The sequence below is a fragment of the Curtobacterium caseinilyticum genome (assembly GCF_030363035.1).
Classification (GTDB): domain Bacteria; phylum Actinomycetota; class Actinomycetes; order Actinomycetales; family Microbacteriaceae; genus Curtobacterium; species Curtobacterium caseinilyticum.
The window spans coordinates 39,985-54,624 of sequence record NZ_JAUCMN010000008.1; the positions used below are offsets into that span (position 1 = coordinate 39,985).

Sequence of the window (14,640 nt, forward strand, 5' to 3'; positions counted from 1 at the left end):
ACGTCAACCAACAGGAGTACATCCCTTGGCCACCAGCACCGTCGACAAGGTGAGCGACACCCGCGTCAAGCTCACCGTGAACGTGACGCCGGAAGATCTCAAGCCGAGCATCGACCACGCCTACAAGCACATCGCCGAGCAGATCAACATCCCCGGCTTCCGCAAGGGCAAGGTCCCGCCGGCGATCGTCGACCAGCGCGTCGGCCGCGGCGAGGTCCTGAACCACGCCGTCGGTGACGCCATCGACACCTTCTACCGCCAGGCGGTGGAGGAGCAGGAGCTGCGCATCCTCGGTCGTGCCGAGGCCGACGTCGCCGAGCTCCCGAACGTCAAGGACTTCTCGGGCGACCTCGTCCTCACCTTCGAGGTGGACGTCCGTCCGGAGTTCGACCTGCCGAAGTACGACGAGTACGAGCTCACGGTCGACGCCGTCGAGGTCTCCGACGACGAGGTCGAGGAGGAGCTCCAGAACCTGCGCACCCGCTTCGGCACGCTCGTGACGGTCGACCGTCCGGCCAAGACCGGCGACTTCGCCCAGATCGACCTGACCGCCACCATCGGCGACGACGAGGTCGACTCGGCCACCGGCGTCTCCTACGAGATCGGCTCGGGCGACCTGCTCGAGGGCATCGACGAGGCGCTCGAGTCCCTCACCGCGGGTGAGTCGACCACGTTCGAGTCCACGCTGGTCGGTGGCGACCGCGAGGGCGAGACCGCGCAGATCGCCGTCACCGTCACCGCCGTCAAGGAGCGCGAGCTCCCCGAGGCCGACGACGAGTTCGCGCAGATCGCCAGCCAGTTCGACACGATCGACGAGCTCAAGGCGGACCTGAAGGAGCAGATCGCGAAGTCCAAGACCTTCGGTCAGGGCGCCGCGGCCCGCGACAAGCTCGTCGAGAAGCTGATCGAGGACGTCAACATCCCGATCTCGGAGCAGCTCATCGAGGACGAGGTGCACCGTCACCTCGAGCAGGAGAACCGTCTCGAGGACGAGGAGCACCGCAAGGAGGTCTCCGAGTCCAGCGAGAAGGCCTTCCGCTCGCAGATCCTCCTCGACGCCATCGCCGAGAAGGAGGAGATCCAGGTCTCCCAGGAGGAACTGACCCAGTACCTCATCCAGGCGGCGGCGCAGTACGGCATGGAGCCGGCCGAGTTCATCAAGGTGATCGACCAGAACGGCCAGATCCCCGGCATGGTCGGCGAGGTCGCCCGCTCGAAGGCGGTCGCGACCGTCCTGTCGAAGGTCACCGTCAAGGACACCAACGGCGACGCCGTCGACCTCTCCGCGTTCACCGCGGGTGTCGCGCAGGAGTCGGCGGACGACGAGTCGGCTGATGCCGACGAGACCACCGAGGCCGACGCGAAGTAACGCGACGCGCTGACGGACGGGAGGCACGGTGCCAGCTGGCACCGTGCCTCCCGTCCGTCGTTCCCGGACCATCCGACCGCCCAGAGCGAACACAGGCGAAGTGGTGCGTTGCACCCGATAAGTTCGACATCAAGCGACAACTGAACGGGAGCTTTTCCATGGCCGAAGCGACACTGAACCCCAGTGTTTTTGACCGCCTTCTGAGAGACCGGATCGTGTGGCTCGGCTCTGAGGTCCGCGACGACAACTCGAACGAGATCGCAGCGAAGCTGCTGATGCTCGCCGCCGAGGACCCCGAGAAGGACATCTACCTCTACATCAACTCGCCCGGTGGCTCGATCACCGCGGGCATGGCGATCTACGACACGATGCAGTTCGTGCCGAACGACATCGTCACCGTGGGCATCGGGCTCGCGGCCTCGATGGGGCAGTTCCTGCTCTCGTCGGGCACCCCGGGCAAGCGCTACATCACCCCGAACGCCCGCGTGCTCCTGCACCAGCCGTCCGGTGGCTTCGGCGGTACCGCTGCCGACATCCAGACGCAGGCCAAGGTCATCCTCGACATGAAGCAGCGGATGGCGGAGCTCACGGCCGAGCAGACCGGCAAGTCGATCGAGCAGATCCTCAAGGACAACGACCGCGACAACTGGTTCACGGCGCAGGAGGCCCTCGAGTACGGCTTCGTCGACCACCTCCGTGCATCCTCGGTCGAGGTCGTCGGCGGTGGCGGCACCGTCGGTGACGGCGAGACGCCGACCTCGGCGGCCGAGCCCGAGTCCAACTGACCCCCACCGAAGAGAAGGAAACGAGAATGCACCTCCCCATGCTCGGTGGCGCGCAGAACGTCCCGGCTCCGTCCGATCGCTACATCCTCCCCAGCTTCGAGGAGCGCACGGCCTACGGCTTCAAGCGGCAGGACCCGTACGCGAAGCTCTTCGAGGACCGCATCGTGTTCCTCGGCGTCCAGGTCGACGACGCGTCGGCCGACGACGTCATGGCCCAGCTGCTCGTGCTCGAGTCGATGGACCCGGACCGCGACATCGTGATGTACATCAACTCGCCCGGTGGCTCGTTCACCGCGATGACGGCGATCTACGACACGATGCAGTACATCCGTCCGCAGATCCAGACGGTGTGCCTCGGCCAGGCGGCCTCGGCCGCGTCGGTGCTCCTCGCTGCCGGTACCCCCGGCAAGCGTCTGGCGCTCCCGAACGCCCGCGTGCTCATCCATCAGCCCGCCGTGCAGCAGGGTGGCGGTCAGGCGTCGGACATCGAGATCCAGGCAGCGGAGATCCTCCGCATGCGCACCTGGCTCGAGGGGACGCTGTCGAAGCACTCGAACCGCACCCCGGAGCAGGTCAACAACGACATCGAGCGCGACAAGATCATGTCCGCCGAAGAGGCGCTCGAGTACGGCCTGATCGACCAGGTCCTCACGAGCCGCAAGAACCTGCCGGCGCTCGTCAAGTAGCGCTGCACGACACGACGAAGGCGGCCGAGGTTCCAGCATCCTGGAACCTCGGCCGCCTTCGTCGCGCGTAGGGGAACCCCGGCGATGTCGGCGCGGCGAGTCGTGGGACCTCGCCGCGTGCTGACGGCCGGGAGGCGCGGGCCGTCCCCGGCGCGTCGGTGTCAGTATTCGTCGTGGTCGTCGGCCGCGGGGGCGGGGCGGCGACGCAGCAGCAGCAGGACCGCGACGACGACGCCGGCCAGGACGATCCCGCCGGCGCCGATGAACAGGGCATCGGTCGCGCTCGAGTCGCCTCCGGTGTCACCGGCCGCGGCATCGGGCGCGCTGGTCGCCCCCGCCCCGCCTCCGGTGCCGTCGGCGCAGGTCGCCGGCGCGGCGGTGCCGCGGTCGGGGGTGAAACCCTCCGGAGCCTTCCACGTGAAGTCGTACCGGTCGGAGACGGTGTGCCCGTCGGCGGACACGATCTGCCACTCGACCTCGTACTTGCCGGAGTCGCCGAGCGCGGCCTTCGTGGTCATCGAGGGGCCGTCGACCGCGACGCAGCCGTCCTCGTGGTACCGGCCGTCGGGACCGATGACGCGGAAGGCGAAGCCGGAGTCCGAGCCGCCGATCGCCAGCAGCCGGTCGTTCGTGGTGATGTCGAAGCGGTCGGGCAGCTCCGTCAGGGTCCCGCCGACCTGCGGCGTCGACGACACCAGGTAGTTGTGCGCACTGGCGGGGGCGGCGAGGCCGAGGACCGCACCGCCCACGACGGCGAGGGTCGCGGCGGTCGCGGCCACGGGCCTCCAGGCAGGACGCCGGCCACCCGCGGACCGATGACCGCGTGTCGGACGCGCGTCCCGGGTCACTTCGAGGCGTCCCGGCGGCGCGTCGCAGCGACGGCGACGACGAGGCCGACGGCCCCGACGAGGAGACCGCCCAGGCCGAGGAAGCGGCCCACCAGGTCGGGCTGTGCGGTGGCCGTCGTCGTGTCGCTCGCGGTCGCGGTGGTCGCGTCGTCGTCACCCGTGGATGCGCTGGCCGCGGTCAGGACGATCGACGGTGCCGGGTGCTCCGGCTCGGCCTTCCCGCTCTCCTGCGCCTGGTCCCAGTCGACCGAGCCCTCCTCGCACGTCTGGGCGACGGGGAATGACACGCGGTCGCCGGGCTTGCCGTCCGGCAGTGCGAACGAGAGCGCGAAGGTGTCGCGCTCGTCCGCGGGGAGCGGGGTCTTCGCCGTGTACGTCACGCTCGTGACGCGCTCGGCGCCGGCCTCGGTCTCCTCGTCGCTCGCGGCGCTGCTCGACGGGGCGGTGTACGGCTCGGTGGTCTTCGTGATGGTCCAGTTCGGGTTCACCGTGGGCGTGACCTCGATGACGGACTCGGGCACCTGGAACACGAGCTTCGTGGTGGGGGAGCCGTCGCAGCCGTGCGGCACCGAGAACGTCGCGGTCGTGTACGAGTTCGCCGCGGTCGAGGTCGCGTCGGCCTCGACGTGTGCGCTCGCCGCCGCCGCGGTGCCGAGGACGATCGCGGCGGTGACGCCGAGGGTGCCGGTGCCGAGGAGGGCGAGGCGCTTGGTCATGGGGTCCTTCCGAACTTCTACAACTTGTAGAGCAACGGCTGCAACGGTACCAGGTGCACACGCCCTGGGCGAACGAGCCGGGACAGGCCGGACGGCGTCGCGGTGGGTGTCACCGGATGCGGTTAGAGTCGATCACATCGGGCGGGTCACCAGCCTGCATCGGTCAACCGCACCGGTCATCCAAGGAGGGCACCGACATGGCACGCATCGGGGAGAGCGCTGACCTGCTCAAGTGCTCCTTCTGCGGCAAGAGCCAGAAGCAGGTCCAGCAGCTCATCGCCGGGCCGGGCGTCTACATCTGTGACGAGTGCGTCGAGCTCTGCAACGAGATCATCGAGGAGCGCCTGGCCGAGGCCGGCGAGGACACCACCGGCGGTGACTTCGAGCTGCCGAAGCCCCGCGAGATCTTCGACTTCCTGCAGGAGTACGTCATCGGGCAGGACCCGGCGAAGCGCGCGCTGGCCGTGGCCGTCTACAACCACTACAAGCGCATCCGGGCGCAGGGGCAGATCACCGCTGCCGAGGACCGCGACGACGTCGAGATCGCCAAGTCGAACATCCTGCTCATCGGGCCGACCGGATGCGGCAAGACCTACCTCGCGCAGACGCTCGCGAAGCGCCTCAACGTGCCGTTCGCGGTCGCCGACGCCACGGCCCTGACCGAGGCGGGCTACGTGGGCGAGGACGTCGAGAACATCCTGCTCAAGCTCATCCAGGCCGCGGACTACGACGTCAAGCGTGCCGAGACGGGCATCATCTACATCGACGAGGTCGACAAGATCGCGCGGAAGGCCGAGAACCCCTCGATCACGCGCGACGTGTCGGGCGAGGGCGTGCAGCAGGCACTGCTCAAGATCCTCGAGGGCACGACCGCCTCGGTGCCGCCGCAGGGCGGTCGTAAGCACCCGCACCAGGAGTTCATCCAGATCGACACGACGAACGTGCTGTTCATCGTGGCGGGGGCGTTCGCCGGGCTCGAGGACATCGTGTCCTCGCGTGTCGGTAAGCGGGGGATCGGCTTCGGTGCCCCGCTCCACAGCCCGCTCGACCAGCAGGACCTGTTCGCCGACGTCCTGCCGGAGGACCTGCACAAGTTCGGGCTCATCCCCGAGTTCATCGGCCGGCTCCCCGTCGTCACGACCGTGTCGCAGCTCGACCAGGACGCCCTGATGCAGATCCTCACCGAGCCGAAGAACGCGCTCGTGAAGCAGTACCAGCGGATGTTCGCGATCGACGGGGTCGAACTCGAGTTCGACCGTGGAGCACTCGAGGCGATCGCCGACCTGGCCGTGCTGCGTCAGACCGGTGCCCGTGGGCTCCGTGCCATCCTCGAAGAGGTCCTCGGCCCGGTCATGTTCGACGTGCCCTCCGACGACGACGTGGCGCGCGTGGTGATCACCCGCGAATCCGTGCTCGAGAACGCTGCGCCGACGATCGTGCCTCGCGCTCGCGCGAAGCGCGTCGAGAAGTCGGCCTAGCGACCACTGCACGACGGCCCGGTCCCCGCGAGGGGCCGGGCCGTCGTCGTCCTCGGGCGGCGGTGTGCGCGCGGGGCGGTGTCGTCGCCGGGCGGAACCAGGTTCCGGACGTGGAACCGCGCTTCCACGTGGTGCTGTGTCCGGAACCTGGTTCTGTGTGCGCCGCGCCGCGCCGCGCGCCGCGCGCCGGCCGCGCCGCTACTCGAGCCCGCGGCGCCGCAGCAGCGGGCCGACCTCGGCGTCGCGCCCGCGGAACGCGCGGTACGCCTCGAGGGGGTCCTGCGCGCCGCCGACGCCGAGCACCATCGACGCGAAGCGCTCCCCGGCCGACCGGGACAGCCCGCCGTTCTCGCGGAACCACTCCACCGTGTCGGCGTCGAGCACCTCGGACCAGATGTAGCCGTAGTACCCGGCGTCGTACCCGCCCGAGAACGTGTGCGCGAAGTACGTCGACGAGTACCGAGGCGGAACCGCGCGCACGTCCACACCGGCAGCGGCCAGGGCGTCGCGCTCGAAGGCCTCGACGTCCGTGACCGCCGCGGCCTCGGCGGACGACAGCCGGTGCCACGCCTGGTCGAGCAACGCGGCGGCGAGGTACTCCGTGGTCGAGAAGCCCTCGTTGAACCCGGCCGAGTCGCTCAGCCCGAGCACGAGCTCCGGCGGCAGCGGCTCCCCGGTCTCGTGGTGCTTGGCGTAGTTCGCGAGCACCGACGGCCACGACACCCACATCTCGTTCACCTGCGACGGGAACTCGACGAAGTCCCGCTCGACGTTGGTGCCCGAGAACCGCGGGTAGGTCGTCCGTGCGATCAGCCCGTGCAGCGCGTGTCCGAACTCGTGGAAGAGCGTCTCGACCTCGTCCTGGATGAGGAGCGTGGGGGAGCCCGCCGCGGGCTTCGCCACGTTCAGGTTGTTGACGACGACGGGCAGCGTGCCGAGCAGGTGCGACTGCTCCACGACGGGGTTCATCCAGGCGCCACCACGCTTGCCGTCCCGCGTGTACAGGTCGAGCAGGTACAGCCCGACCGGTTCGTCGTCGTCCGAGCGCACCTCGAACACCCGGACCTCGTCGTTGTAGCCGTGCAGGTCGGGACGCTCCGTGAAGGTCAGCCCGTAGAGGGCACCGGCGGCGTGGAACACGCCGTCGCGCAGGACGCGGTCCGCCTCGAAGTACGGCCGGAGTGCCGAGCTGTCGGCGGCGAACTGCTCGCCCCGCAGGACCTCGGTGGCGTAGGCCCAATCCCACGCCTCGACGTCGAAGCCGACGGTGCGCGACCGCACGGCCCGCTCGTCGTCGGCGTTCGCCGCGGCCGCCGGCACGAGCGACGAGAGGAGCCCCTCGACGGCCTCCGGCGTCCGCGCGGTCTCGTCCGCCGTGACGACGGACGCGTGGTCCCGGAACCCGAGCAGCTCGGCCCGCTCGGCACGGAGCCGCACGATGCGCAGCAGGACCGCGCGGTTGTCGTACGCGTTGCCGCGGCGGCCGCGGGAGAGCGAGGCGCGCATGATCCGCTCGCGGAGCCCGCGGTCGGTCAGCACCGCGAGCCACGGGTGTCCGGTGTAGAGCGGCAGCGTGACGAGCCATCCGTCGAGCCCACGGTCGCGTGCGGCTCCCGCGGCGGCGGACTTCGCGCCGTCGTCGAGCCCCGCGAGCTCGTCCTCCGCGGTGACGTGCACGGCGAGGTCGTTCGTGTCCTCGAGCAGGTTGCGCTCGAAGGTCGTGGTGAGGGTCGACAGCTCCTGGTTGATCGCGGTCAGGCGCTCCTTGCCGGCGTCGTCGAGACCCGCCCCCGCGAGGGTCATCTCGGTGTGCACACGCTCGACGAGACGGCGGTCCTCGTCCGTCAGGTCGGTCCGCTCACCCAGCGAGGCGCGCACCGCGTCCACGCGGGCGTACAGGCGTGCGTCGAGCGTGATGGCGTCGCGGTGCGCGGCGAGCAGCGGGGAGACCTCGGCCTCGAGGTCGTGGAGCTCGGGCGTCGAGTCCGCCGACGACAGCGTGAAGAAGACGTGCGAGACGCGCGCCAGCAGCTGCCCGGACCGCTCGAGGGCCACGAGCGTGTTCTCGAAGGTCGGTGCCTCGGTCGCGGCGGCGACGGCCTCGACCTCGGCGCGCTGCTCGGCCGTGCCGGCCTCGAAGGCGGGCCGGAAGTGCTCGAGCCGGACGTCGTCGAACGGCGGGAGGGCGTAGGGGAGGGTGCTCGGTTCGTCGAACGGGGTTGCCATGTCCCCACCATACGGACCGGTGTCCGGACCGCGGCGGCATCGAGCAGTCGGCGAGGGCGGGGCGTGCTCAGCGCCGCATGCCCCAGCCGGCGAGCACGACGATGCTGGCGAGGACGACGACGTTCTTGATGACGTACTGTCCCTCGAGCGTCCCCACGCCGACGCTGCGCCAGGTCTCGACGGGGAACAGGACCAGCGGGGTGAACGTGCCAGCCATGTGCCCGAGGAGCACCAGGAGCACCAGCGGCATGCACCGCCCGAGCAGGAGCGCCACCCCGAGGGTGACCTCCAGGACGGCGACCGACAGTCGGGCGACGTCCCCGGTGACGACGCCCGCGGTGAGTGCGTCGAGGGTCCGCACGACCAGGTCCTCGGCGGGGCTGCCGCCGGGGACCACCTTCGGGATCCCGAACCAGAGCATGAGGACCGCGATCGCCGCGCGCACCACGGGGACGGCTGCGCGACGGGCGGAGCGTTCGACCGTGGCGAGGCACGCCTGGAGCACGGGCAGGGCAGCGCGGGGCACCCGGTGCCGTTGCGGTGTCCTCGCGTACGGGTCGGTCGGCAGTGGGAGGGAGGTGGTCGTCGTCGTCATGATGGGGCCGGTCTGGTCGGGGTCGAGGTCGTGCCGGTGGGGTCGGCACGACGACCGTAGGGAACGACGCCGGACCGGGCACGTCCGCGAACGGAGACGTGACGGACGGGAGGCGCCGGGCGGGCCCGCCTCGTGACTCCCGGCCGTCAGGTGGTGGCGATCAGTGCGTCGCCGCGTCCACGAGGACCGCTGCGGCCCGGCGCGCGTGGCGCGCCGGCGACGCGTCACCGGCGATGGCGGCGGTGGTCTGCGCGCCCTCGGCGAGGAGCGCGAGCTGGGCGGCGAGTTCCTCGGCGGTCTCGACGTCGGCGACGACGTCGGCGGCCAGGCGGGCCACGAAGCGCTGGAACGAGTCCTTGTGGTCGCGGGCGATCTCGGCGACCGCGGGGGAGGTGCCCCCGAGCTCGCCGAACGCGTTGATGAACCCGCACCCGCGGAACGTGTCGTCCGCGAACCACTGTTCCAGGAAGTCGTACATCGCCAGCAGACGGTCGCGGGGCGCGTCCTGCGCGGCGACGGCGGCCGTGATCCCGTGCTCCCACGTCGCATGCCGCCCGGCGAGGACCGCGGCGACGAGCTGCTCCTTGCCGGCGAACGCCGCGTACAGCTTCTTCAGCGAGACGCCGGCACCCGTCCGGATGTCGTCCATGCCGACCGACTGGAACCCGCGGGCGTAGAACAGCGCGTCGGCGACCTCGAGGATGCGGGTCCTGGTCTGCGGATCCACCGTGCTGGTCACGTGCGTCCCTTCGCTGGCGTGCATCGACCGCGTCGCCCTCACGGGAACGCCCGTTCCCGAGTGTAGGCCCCGTCCGACCCCACCGATGCTGTGCCATCGAGACTGTCATACCTATACTTCGTGTGTGACGTTCCAACATGTGCTCGTGCGGCCCGCTCCGCATGGTCCGGCTCGCTGGCTCGAGCGGATCGTGGACTCCCCGGACGAGCGCACACGGCGGTTGCTCCGGACCGCGGCGCTCCTCCTGCCGACGCTGACCACGGTCTACAGCGTCTGGTACGACGCACTCGCCGCCCGGCAGGCACCCGACGCGCTGCAGGTGCTGGCGTTCGTCGCGGGCGGGGTGTCGCTCCACCTCGTGCGCCGTGCCCCCGCCGTGCCGGTGGTCGTCGCTCCGCTCGTCTGGGCCGTCACCGGGTCGTGCTCCTTCGTCATGGTGGTGAGCGTGGTGCTCGCGGCGCGCCGGCCCCGCGGCTGGCTCCTCGTGCTCGGTGCGTTCACCCTGCTGCACCCGCTCGGCCTGGTGCCGGACCCGTGCTCGTTCCGCGCCGGTCACGTCGCGCTGCCGGAGGAGACCTCCCCGCTGCTCGCGGTCGTGCTGCCGGCGCTGGTCGGCGGGGTCGTGGGGGAGACCTCACGGCTGGTCGCCCTGCGCGAGGACCGGCTGCGGCTCGCCGCCGAGGTCGCGGCCGCCCGTGCCGCCGACGCCGTCGCCCACGAACGCCTCCGGCTCAGTCGGGACATGCACGACCTGGTCGGTCAGAACGTCAGCCGGATGACCCTGCACGCGAACGCGATCGCCGCGCGCACGGCCGACGACGAGACCCGTGTGCTGGCCACCCGGATCGCGGATGCCGGCGTGGACCTGCTCGAGGACGTGCACTTCGTCGTCGGTCTGCTCCGCCGAGGAGACCGTGGTGAACCGGACCCCGACGCAGGACCGGGCTCCCTGACGGGTGCGGTCATGCCCGACCCTGCGCCCGCTCCCGTCACAGCCCGCCCCGTCACAGCCCGCGCCGGGCGCTCGTGGCAGGACCTCATCGAGGCGGCCGAGCACGACGGCACGACCGTCCGACGGCACGGCGCTGCGGTCGGACCGATCGCCCGGACCGCCGGTCTCGACGCCGAGCGCACGGCGGTGCTCGACGCGGTGCTCGCCGAGGCGCTCCACAACGCCGTGAAGCACGCTCCGGGAGCCGTCGTCGACCTGCGGGGCGAGATCTGGCCCGACCGCGTCAGGATCGTCGTCGAGAACCCGCTGTCGGACGCCGCGTCGGTCCTGCCGCCGGGCGGCCACGGGCTCGCCGTCGCCGCGGAACGGGCAGCGGCGGTCGGTGGTCGGCTCGACCACTGCGTCATCGACGGCCGGTTCCGGCTCGACCTGGACGTGCCCCGGTGATCCGCGTCCTGCTCGTCGACGACGACGCGGAGGTCCGGACCAGCCTGCGGCTCGTGCTCGACGCCGACCCCGAGATCGTGGTGGTCGCCGAGTGCGCCGACGGCGAGCGTGCGGTTGCGGTCGCCCGACGCGTGCGGGCCGACGTGGCGGTGGTGGACCTGCGGATGCCGGGCGGCCCGGACGGGGTCGCGACCACCGAGCGGCTGCGGCTGCTCGACGAGCCGCCACGCGTGCTCGTGCTCACCGCGTTCGAGCACGACGATGCCGTGCTCCGGGCGCTCAGCGCGGGGGCGAACGGCTTCCTGCTCAAGGGGGGACGGCCGCACGAGCTCCCGACGGCGGTCCGGGACGTCGCGGCGGATCGCTGCGTCCTCGCGCCGGCGGTGGCGTCGGCGGTCGTGGCACGCGCGGTGTCCGCCGAGGTCGCGACGGCCGTCGTCCCGGAGCCCGAGGACGACCTCGCCGACCTCACGCCGCGCGAGCGCGAACTCGCGATCGCCGTGGGCGGGGGACTGACCAACGCCCAGATCGCCGCGCGACTCGGCGTCACGCCGACCTCGGCGAAGACCTACGTCTCGCGGCTCCTCGACAAGCTCGGCCTGCAGAACCGCACGCAGCTCGCGATCGCCGCGCACCGGGCCGGCCTGGTCTGACGGGACGGGCTGCGGGGTCACCCTTCGGTGACACCCGTGCCCCTGCGCGCTCGTCGGACGATGGCTCGTCCCCGTTCCGCTCACCAGGAGTCCTGATGCCGTTCCCCCTCCGCCACTGCGTCCTCCGACCGGTCGTCGCCGCCGCGATCGGCGGCGCCGTGCTCGTGTCCGATCCCGCGCTCGCCCGGGCAGCCGAGCGGGCTCCGGTGCCCGCCGCCGACGGGTCCGCCGGTGTCAGCGCCGCGCTGGAGCTGACCAGCGCCACCGAGTGGTACACCGGCGGGCAGTTCGTCGTCCGCAACACCGGTGCCACCACCGCTCGGTGGTCGCTCCGCTTCCGTGCGACCGGTCGGACGTTCGACAGCTGGGCGGGCTGGATGAGCGACGTCTCCCGCGACGGCGACGTCGTGACCATCACCGCGAAGCCCGGACAGGAGCTCGCTCCGGGTGCCGTCGCGGACCTGTCGTTCGGGATCACCGGGGACGGGTCCGTGGTGCCGACCGTCACGGACTGCACCCTCGACGGTGCCCAGGTCACCGGGTGCGCCGCGGACGGCGGCGACCCGGAGCCGCCCGCCGGCGACACCGAGGCACCCGGGGCGGTCCCGGCCGTGACCGGGTCGGCCCTCGACGCGCACACGGTCGAGCTGCGCTGGGACGCTGCGGCCGACGACCACGGTGTCGAGGCGTACGTCGTGACCCGGGAGGACGCCGAGCCCGTCCGCGTCGACGGGGGTGCCCGCTCGGCGCGGATCGGCGGGCTGCCGGACGGCGCGACCCACCGGTTCCGGGTCGCGGCGGTGGACGCCGCGGGCAACACCGGACCGGGCACGCCGGTCGAGGTCGCGACGCCCGCCGAGCCGGCAGCGCCGCAGGAGCTCGTCGTCGCGGCGTCGCACTCGATCGTGCCGGTCCGTGCGCGTGGCGACGCCGAGGCCGCTCGCGCCGCCGAGGGGCGGTGGTTCCGGCACTCGCCGTACGAGCCGACCGGTCGCTTCGTGACCGCCGGTGACGAGGTGACCGTGACGGTGCCGGAAGGAGTCTCCGGTCTGGTCGCGCGCTTCGGGATGATCGGCGTCTACGCGGGGCTCAACGGCGGCAAGGACGTGGGGACGACCGAGGTCGGTCTGCGGCCCGGCAGGCAGACCATCACCGTGCCGAAGACCGGCTCCCTGCAGATCCGGGACTCGGCGCCCGAGGACGCTCGGACGACGACCGTCCGCGTCGACGGGGGTCGGGCGATGGCGACGGCGGTCGAGGGGGAGACCACCGAGGAGGAGTGGGTCGAGCGCATGGCCGCGTTCGACGCCCCGATCGTCGAGCTCGTGGGCAGTAACGTCCTCGTGCAGGTGCAGAAGCCGGTCGCGCAGCGCTGGCTCGTCGACAACGACATCGCGGTCAACCCCCGCATCCGCATGATGGAGCGGGTGATCACGGAGACCGACCGGGTGTACGGCCTCGACCGGCAGGGCACCGGGCTCGCGCACCGTGCCGACCAGCGGATCCTGGTCGTCAACCCCGACTCCGGGACCGGTCTGGCGAACGCCTCGCACGACCGCGTGATGTTCCACAACCAGCAGGGGGCGATGCAGCAGCTGCTCACCGGCCGTCCCACGGACAAGTGGGCGTTCTGGCACGAGGTCGGCCACACCTACCAGCCGGACTGGATGCGGTGGAACGGCCTGACCGAGGTCACCGCGAACGTCCCGGCGCTCGCGAACCAGGAGCGCGAGGGTGCCCCGAACCGCCTCGACACCGCCGAGGTGCGCCGGAAGGCCGCGGCGTACTTCGCGCTGCCCGAGGACGAGCGGTCGTTCGACCGGCAGGATGACGTGTGGCTGCGGCTGCTCATGTTCGACCAGCTCCGACGGGCCTTCGGCGAGGACGTCTACGCGCGCGCGGCGCAGCAGGTGCGGGTGGACCGCCAGCTCGGCGCCCCGGTCGTCCCGACGTCGGACGTCGCCGCGGCCGAGCAGGTCTTCGCACGGACGATGGCGACGGTCACTGGGCGTGACCTCTCCGGGTTCTTCGCGAAGTGGGGCGTCCGGCTGACCGATGAGACCCGCGCCGCGATGACCGACCTGCCGGAACCGTCGTTCGACCTCACCGCGAACCACGACCGCACGACGGACGTCGTCGACCACGCCGTGTCGTACACCCTGCCGACCGGATCGGTGCGCGCCGAGGGCTCGGCCGTCCTCCACCAGCGGGGGGTGGGCGGCGCTCTCCAGGTGACTGCCGACCACCCGGCCGGTGTCCGGATCGGCCGCCGCAGCGTGCTCGCCGACGCCGTGGGAGCGGGAGCCGGTCGGGTGGTCGTCGAGTTCCTCGCCGCCGACGGGACCCCGGGCGCGCGCAGTGTCGCGGTCGACGTGCGGCGCGGGACGATGGCGCAGTTCCAGGGTGCGTCCGATCGAGTCATCGCGGAGCTGGCCCTCGACCCGGGCACCAGGACGCTCCGGGTGGACCGTACCGGTGGCCCGGAGAAGGCGCACTGGCTCTTCGACTCCCGGTACTTCGGCGCTCGCGTCGTGGCGGAGGACGGACGGACCGTGCGCGACGCCTGGCTCAAGGGGACCGAGACCGCCGGAGCGTTCTGGAACCGCTTCGGCGAGGTCCCGGTCGAGGACGGACAGTTCCTCGTGCTCGACCACCGCGAGCCCCGGAACCGGCTGCTCGCGTGGAGCGACGACGTCCGGGTGCCGGCGTCGACCGCCGAGCACCAGGCCTTCCGGATCGACGGGTCGTCCCTCGTGCCGGTTGCGCTGAGCGAGGTCCCCGGGCACTGACCCGCCACCCGCCGGCGACGCCCGGCGACGACGGAGGGGCCCCACCGCAGCTGCGGCGGGGCCCCTCCGTCGTGCCGGTCGAGTCTCCTGCCGGCTCAGTCCTCTTCCGGCGCGTCGTCCGGGTTCGTCACCTGCGCGTGTCCCGCGGGATCGAGGTGGACGGACGTGCCGTCGTCGAGCTCGATGATCGGCTTGCCCTCCAGGTACGTGAGCGTCCACCGCCACGTCGACGCGTCGACCGACTCCGCCGCCAGCTCGTCCTCGACCCCGCGCACGGCGACGACCATCGTCTCCGGCAGTCGCGACGGCGGCTCCCCGCCGACGTTCCAGCGTGTGCCCAACTGCATCCGTGCCTCC

At 71.7% G+C, this 14,640-nt stretch carries 13 protein-coding genes; 7 read left to right on the forward strand and 6 right to left on the reverse strand.

What is annotated here, in order from left to right; genetic code table 11:
• The first annotated feature begins 25 nt into the window (after positions 1–25).
• The 3 genes from tig to QUG93_RS12030 all read left to right on the forward strand — a co-directional run bounded on the left by tig (position 26) and on the right by QUG93_RS12030 (position 2,840).
• The gene (gene tig / locus QUG93_RS12020) at positions 26–1,369 is read left to right on the forward strand and encodes a trigger factor (protein WP_289474172.1); all 1,344 of its coding nucleotides are present in this window, start codon (positions 26–28) and stop codon (positions 1,367–1,369) included.
• Between the two features lie 158 nt (positions 1,370–1,527).
• Positions 1,528–2,154 carry an ATP-dependent Clp protease proteolytic subunit gene (locus QUG93_RS12025; protein WP_289474174.1) on the forward strand — a complete coding sequence of 209 codons (627 nt, stop codon included), beginning with the start codon at positions 1,528–1,530 and terminating at the stop codon, positions 2,152–2,154.
• Positions 2,155–2,180: 26 nt separating this feature from the next.
• On the forward strand, positions 2,181–2,840 hold the full coding sequence (locus tag QUG93_RS12030; protein WP_289474176.1) for an ATP-dependent Clp protease proteolytic subunit: 660 nt from the start codon (positions 2,181–2,183) through the stop codon (positions 2,838–2,840).
• Between the two features lie 161 nt (positions 2,841–3,001).
• Here QUG93_RS12030 and QUG93_RS12035 read toward each other — a convergent pair whose 3' ends face one another.
• Both QUG93_RS12035 and QUG93_RS12040 read right to left on the reverse strand, forming a co-directional pair.
• Positions 3,002–3,619 carry a copper resistance CopC family protein gene (locus QUG93_RS12035; RefSeq protein WP_289474178.1) on the reverse strand — a complete coding sequence of 206 codons (618 nt, stop codon included), beginning with the start codon at positions 3,617–3,619 and terminating at the stop codon, positions 3,002–3,004.
• Positions 3,620–3,684: 65 nt separating this feature from the next.
• Positions 3,685–4,404, reverse strand: coding sequence for a YcnI family copper-binding membrane protein (locus QUG93_RS12040; RefSeq protein WP_289474180.1), 720 nt, complete (start codon positions 4,402–4,404; stop codon positions 3,685–3,687).
• Positions 4,405–4,601: 197 nt separating this feature from the next.
• On the opposite strand from QUG93_RS12040, the gene clpX reads away from it, so the two are divergent.
• Positions 4,602–5,882, forward strand: coding sequence for an ATP-dependent Clp protease ATP-binding subunit ClpX (gene clpX, locus QUG93_RS12045; protein WP_289474182.1), 1,281 nt, complete (start codon positions 4,602–4,604; stop codon positions 5,880–5,882).
• A 198-nt stretch (positions 5,883–6,080) separates the two neighbouring features.
• Here clpX and QUG93_RS12050 read toward each other — a convergent pair whose 3' ends face one another.
• From QUG93_RS12050 to QUG93_RS12060, 3 genes are all read right to left on the reverse strand, one after another.
• Positions 6,081–8,108: a M3 family metallopeptidase gene (locus tag QUG93_RS12050; protein ID WP_289474184.1), complete on the reverse strand. Its 2,028-nt coding sequence runs from the start codon at positions 8,106–8,108 to the stop codon at positions 6,081–6,083.
• A gap of 67 nt (positions 8,109–8,175) precedes the next feature.
• Positions 8,176–8,703 (reverse strand): hypothetical protein, encoded by a 528-nt coding sequence (locus QUG93_RS12055; protein ID WP_289474186.1) that lies wholly within the window; start codon positions 8,701–8,703, stop codon positions 8,176–8,178.
• Positions 8,704–8,863: 160 nt separating this feature from the next.
• Positions 8,864–9,466 (reverse strand): TetR/AcrR family transcriptional regulator, encoded by a 603-nt coding sequence (locus QUG93_RS12060; RefSeq protein WP_289474188.1) that lies wholly within the window; start codon positions 9,464–9,466, stop codon positions 8,864–8,866.
• A gap of 100 nt (positions 9,467–9,566) precedes the next feature.
• On the opposite strand from QUG93_RS12060, the gene QUG93_RS12065 reads away from it, so the two are divergent.
• From QUG93_RS12065 to QUG93_RS12075, 3 genes are all read left to right on the forward strand, one after another.
• A complete protein-coding gene (locus tag QUG93_RS12065; RefSeq protein ID WP_289474190.1) occupies positions 9,567–10,841 on the forward strand; it encodes a sensor histidine kinase in 1,275 nt (424 codons plus the stop codon).
• A complete protein-coding gene (locus QUG93_RS12070; protein ID WP_289474192.1) occupies positions 10,838–11,494 on the forward strand; it encodes a response regulator in 657 nt (218 codons plus the stop codon). Before QUG93_RS12065 ends, QUG93_RS12070 begins: the two co-directional genes overlap by 4 nt.
• A 95-nt stretch (positions 11,495–11,589) precedes the next feature.
• Positions 11,590–14,283 carry a M60 family metallopeptidase gene (locus QUG93_RS12075; protein ID WP_289474195.1) on the forward strand — a complete coding sequence of 898 codons (2,694 nt, stop codon included), beginning with the start codon at positions 11,590–11,592 and terminating at the stop codon, positions 14,281–14,283.
• A gap of 95 nt (positions 14,284–14,378) precedes the next feature.
• On the opposite strand, the gene QUG93_RS12080 is transcribed toward QUG93_RS12075, so the two are convergent.
• Positions 14,379–14,630, reverse strand: a complete 252-nt coding sequence (locus QUG93_RS12080; RefSeq protein WP_289474197.1) for a hypothetical protein — start codon at positions 14,628–14,630, stop codon at positions 14,379–14,381.
• Positions 14,631–14,640 lie beyond the last annotated feature (10 nt).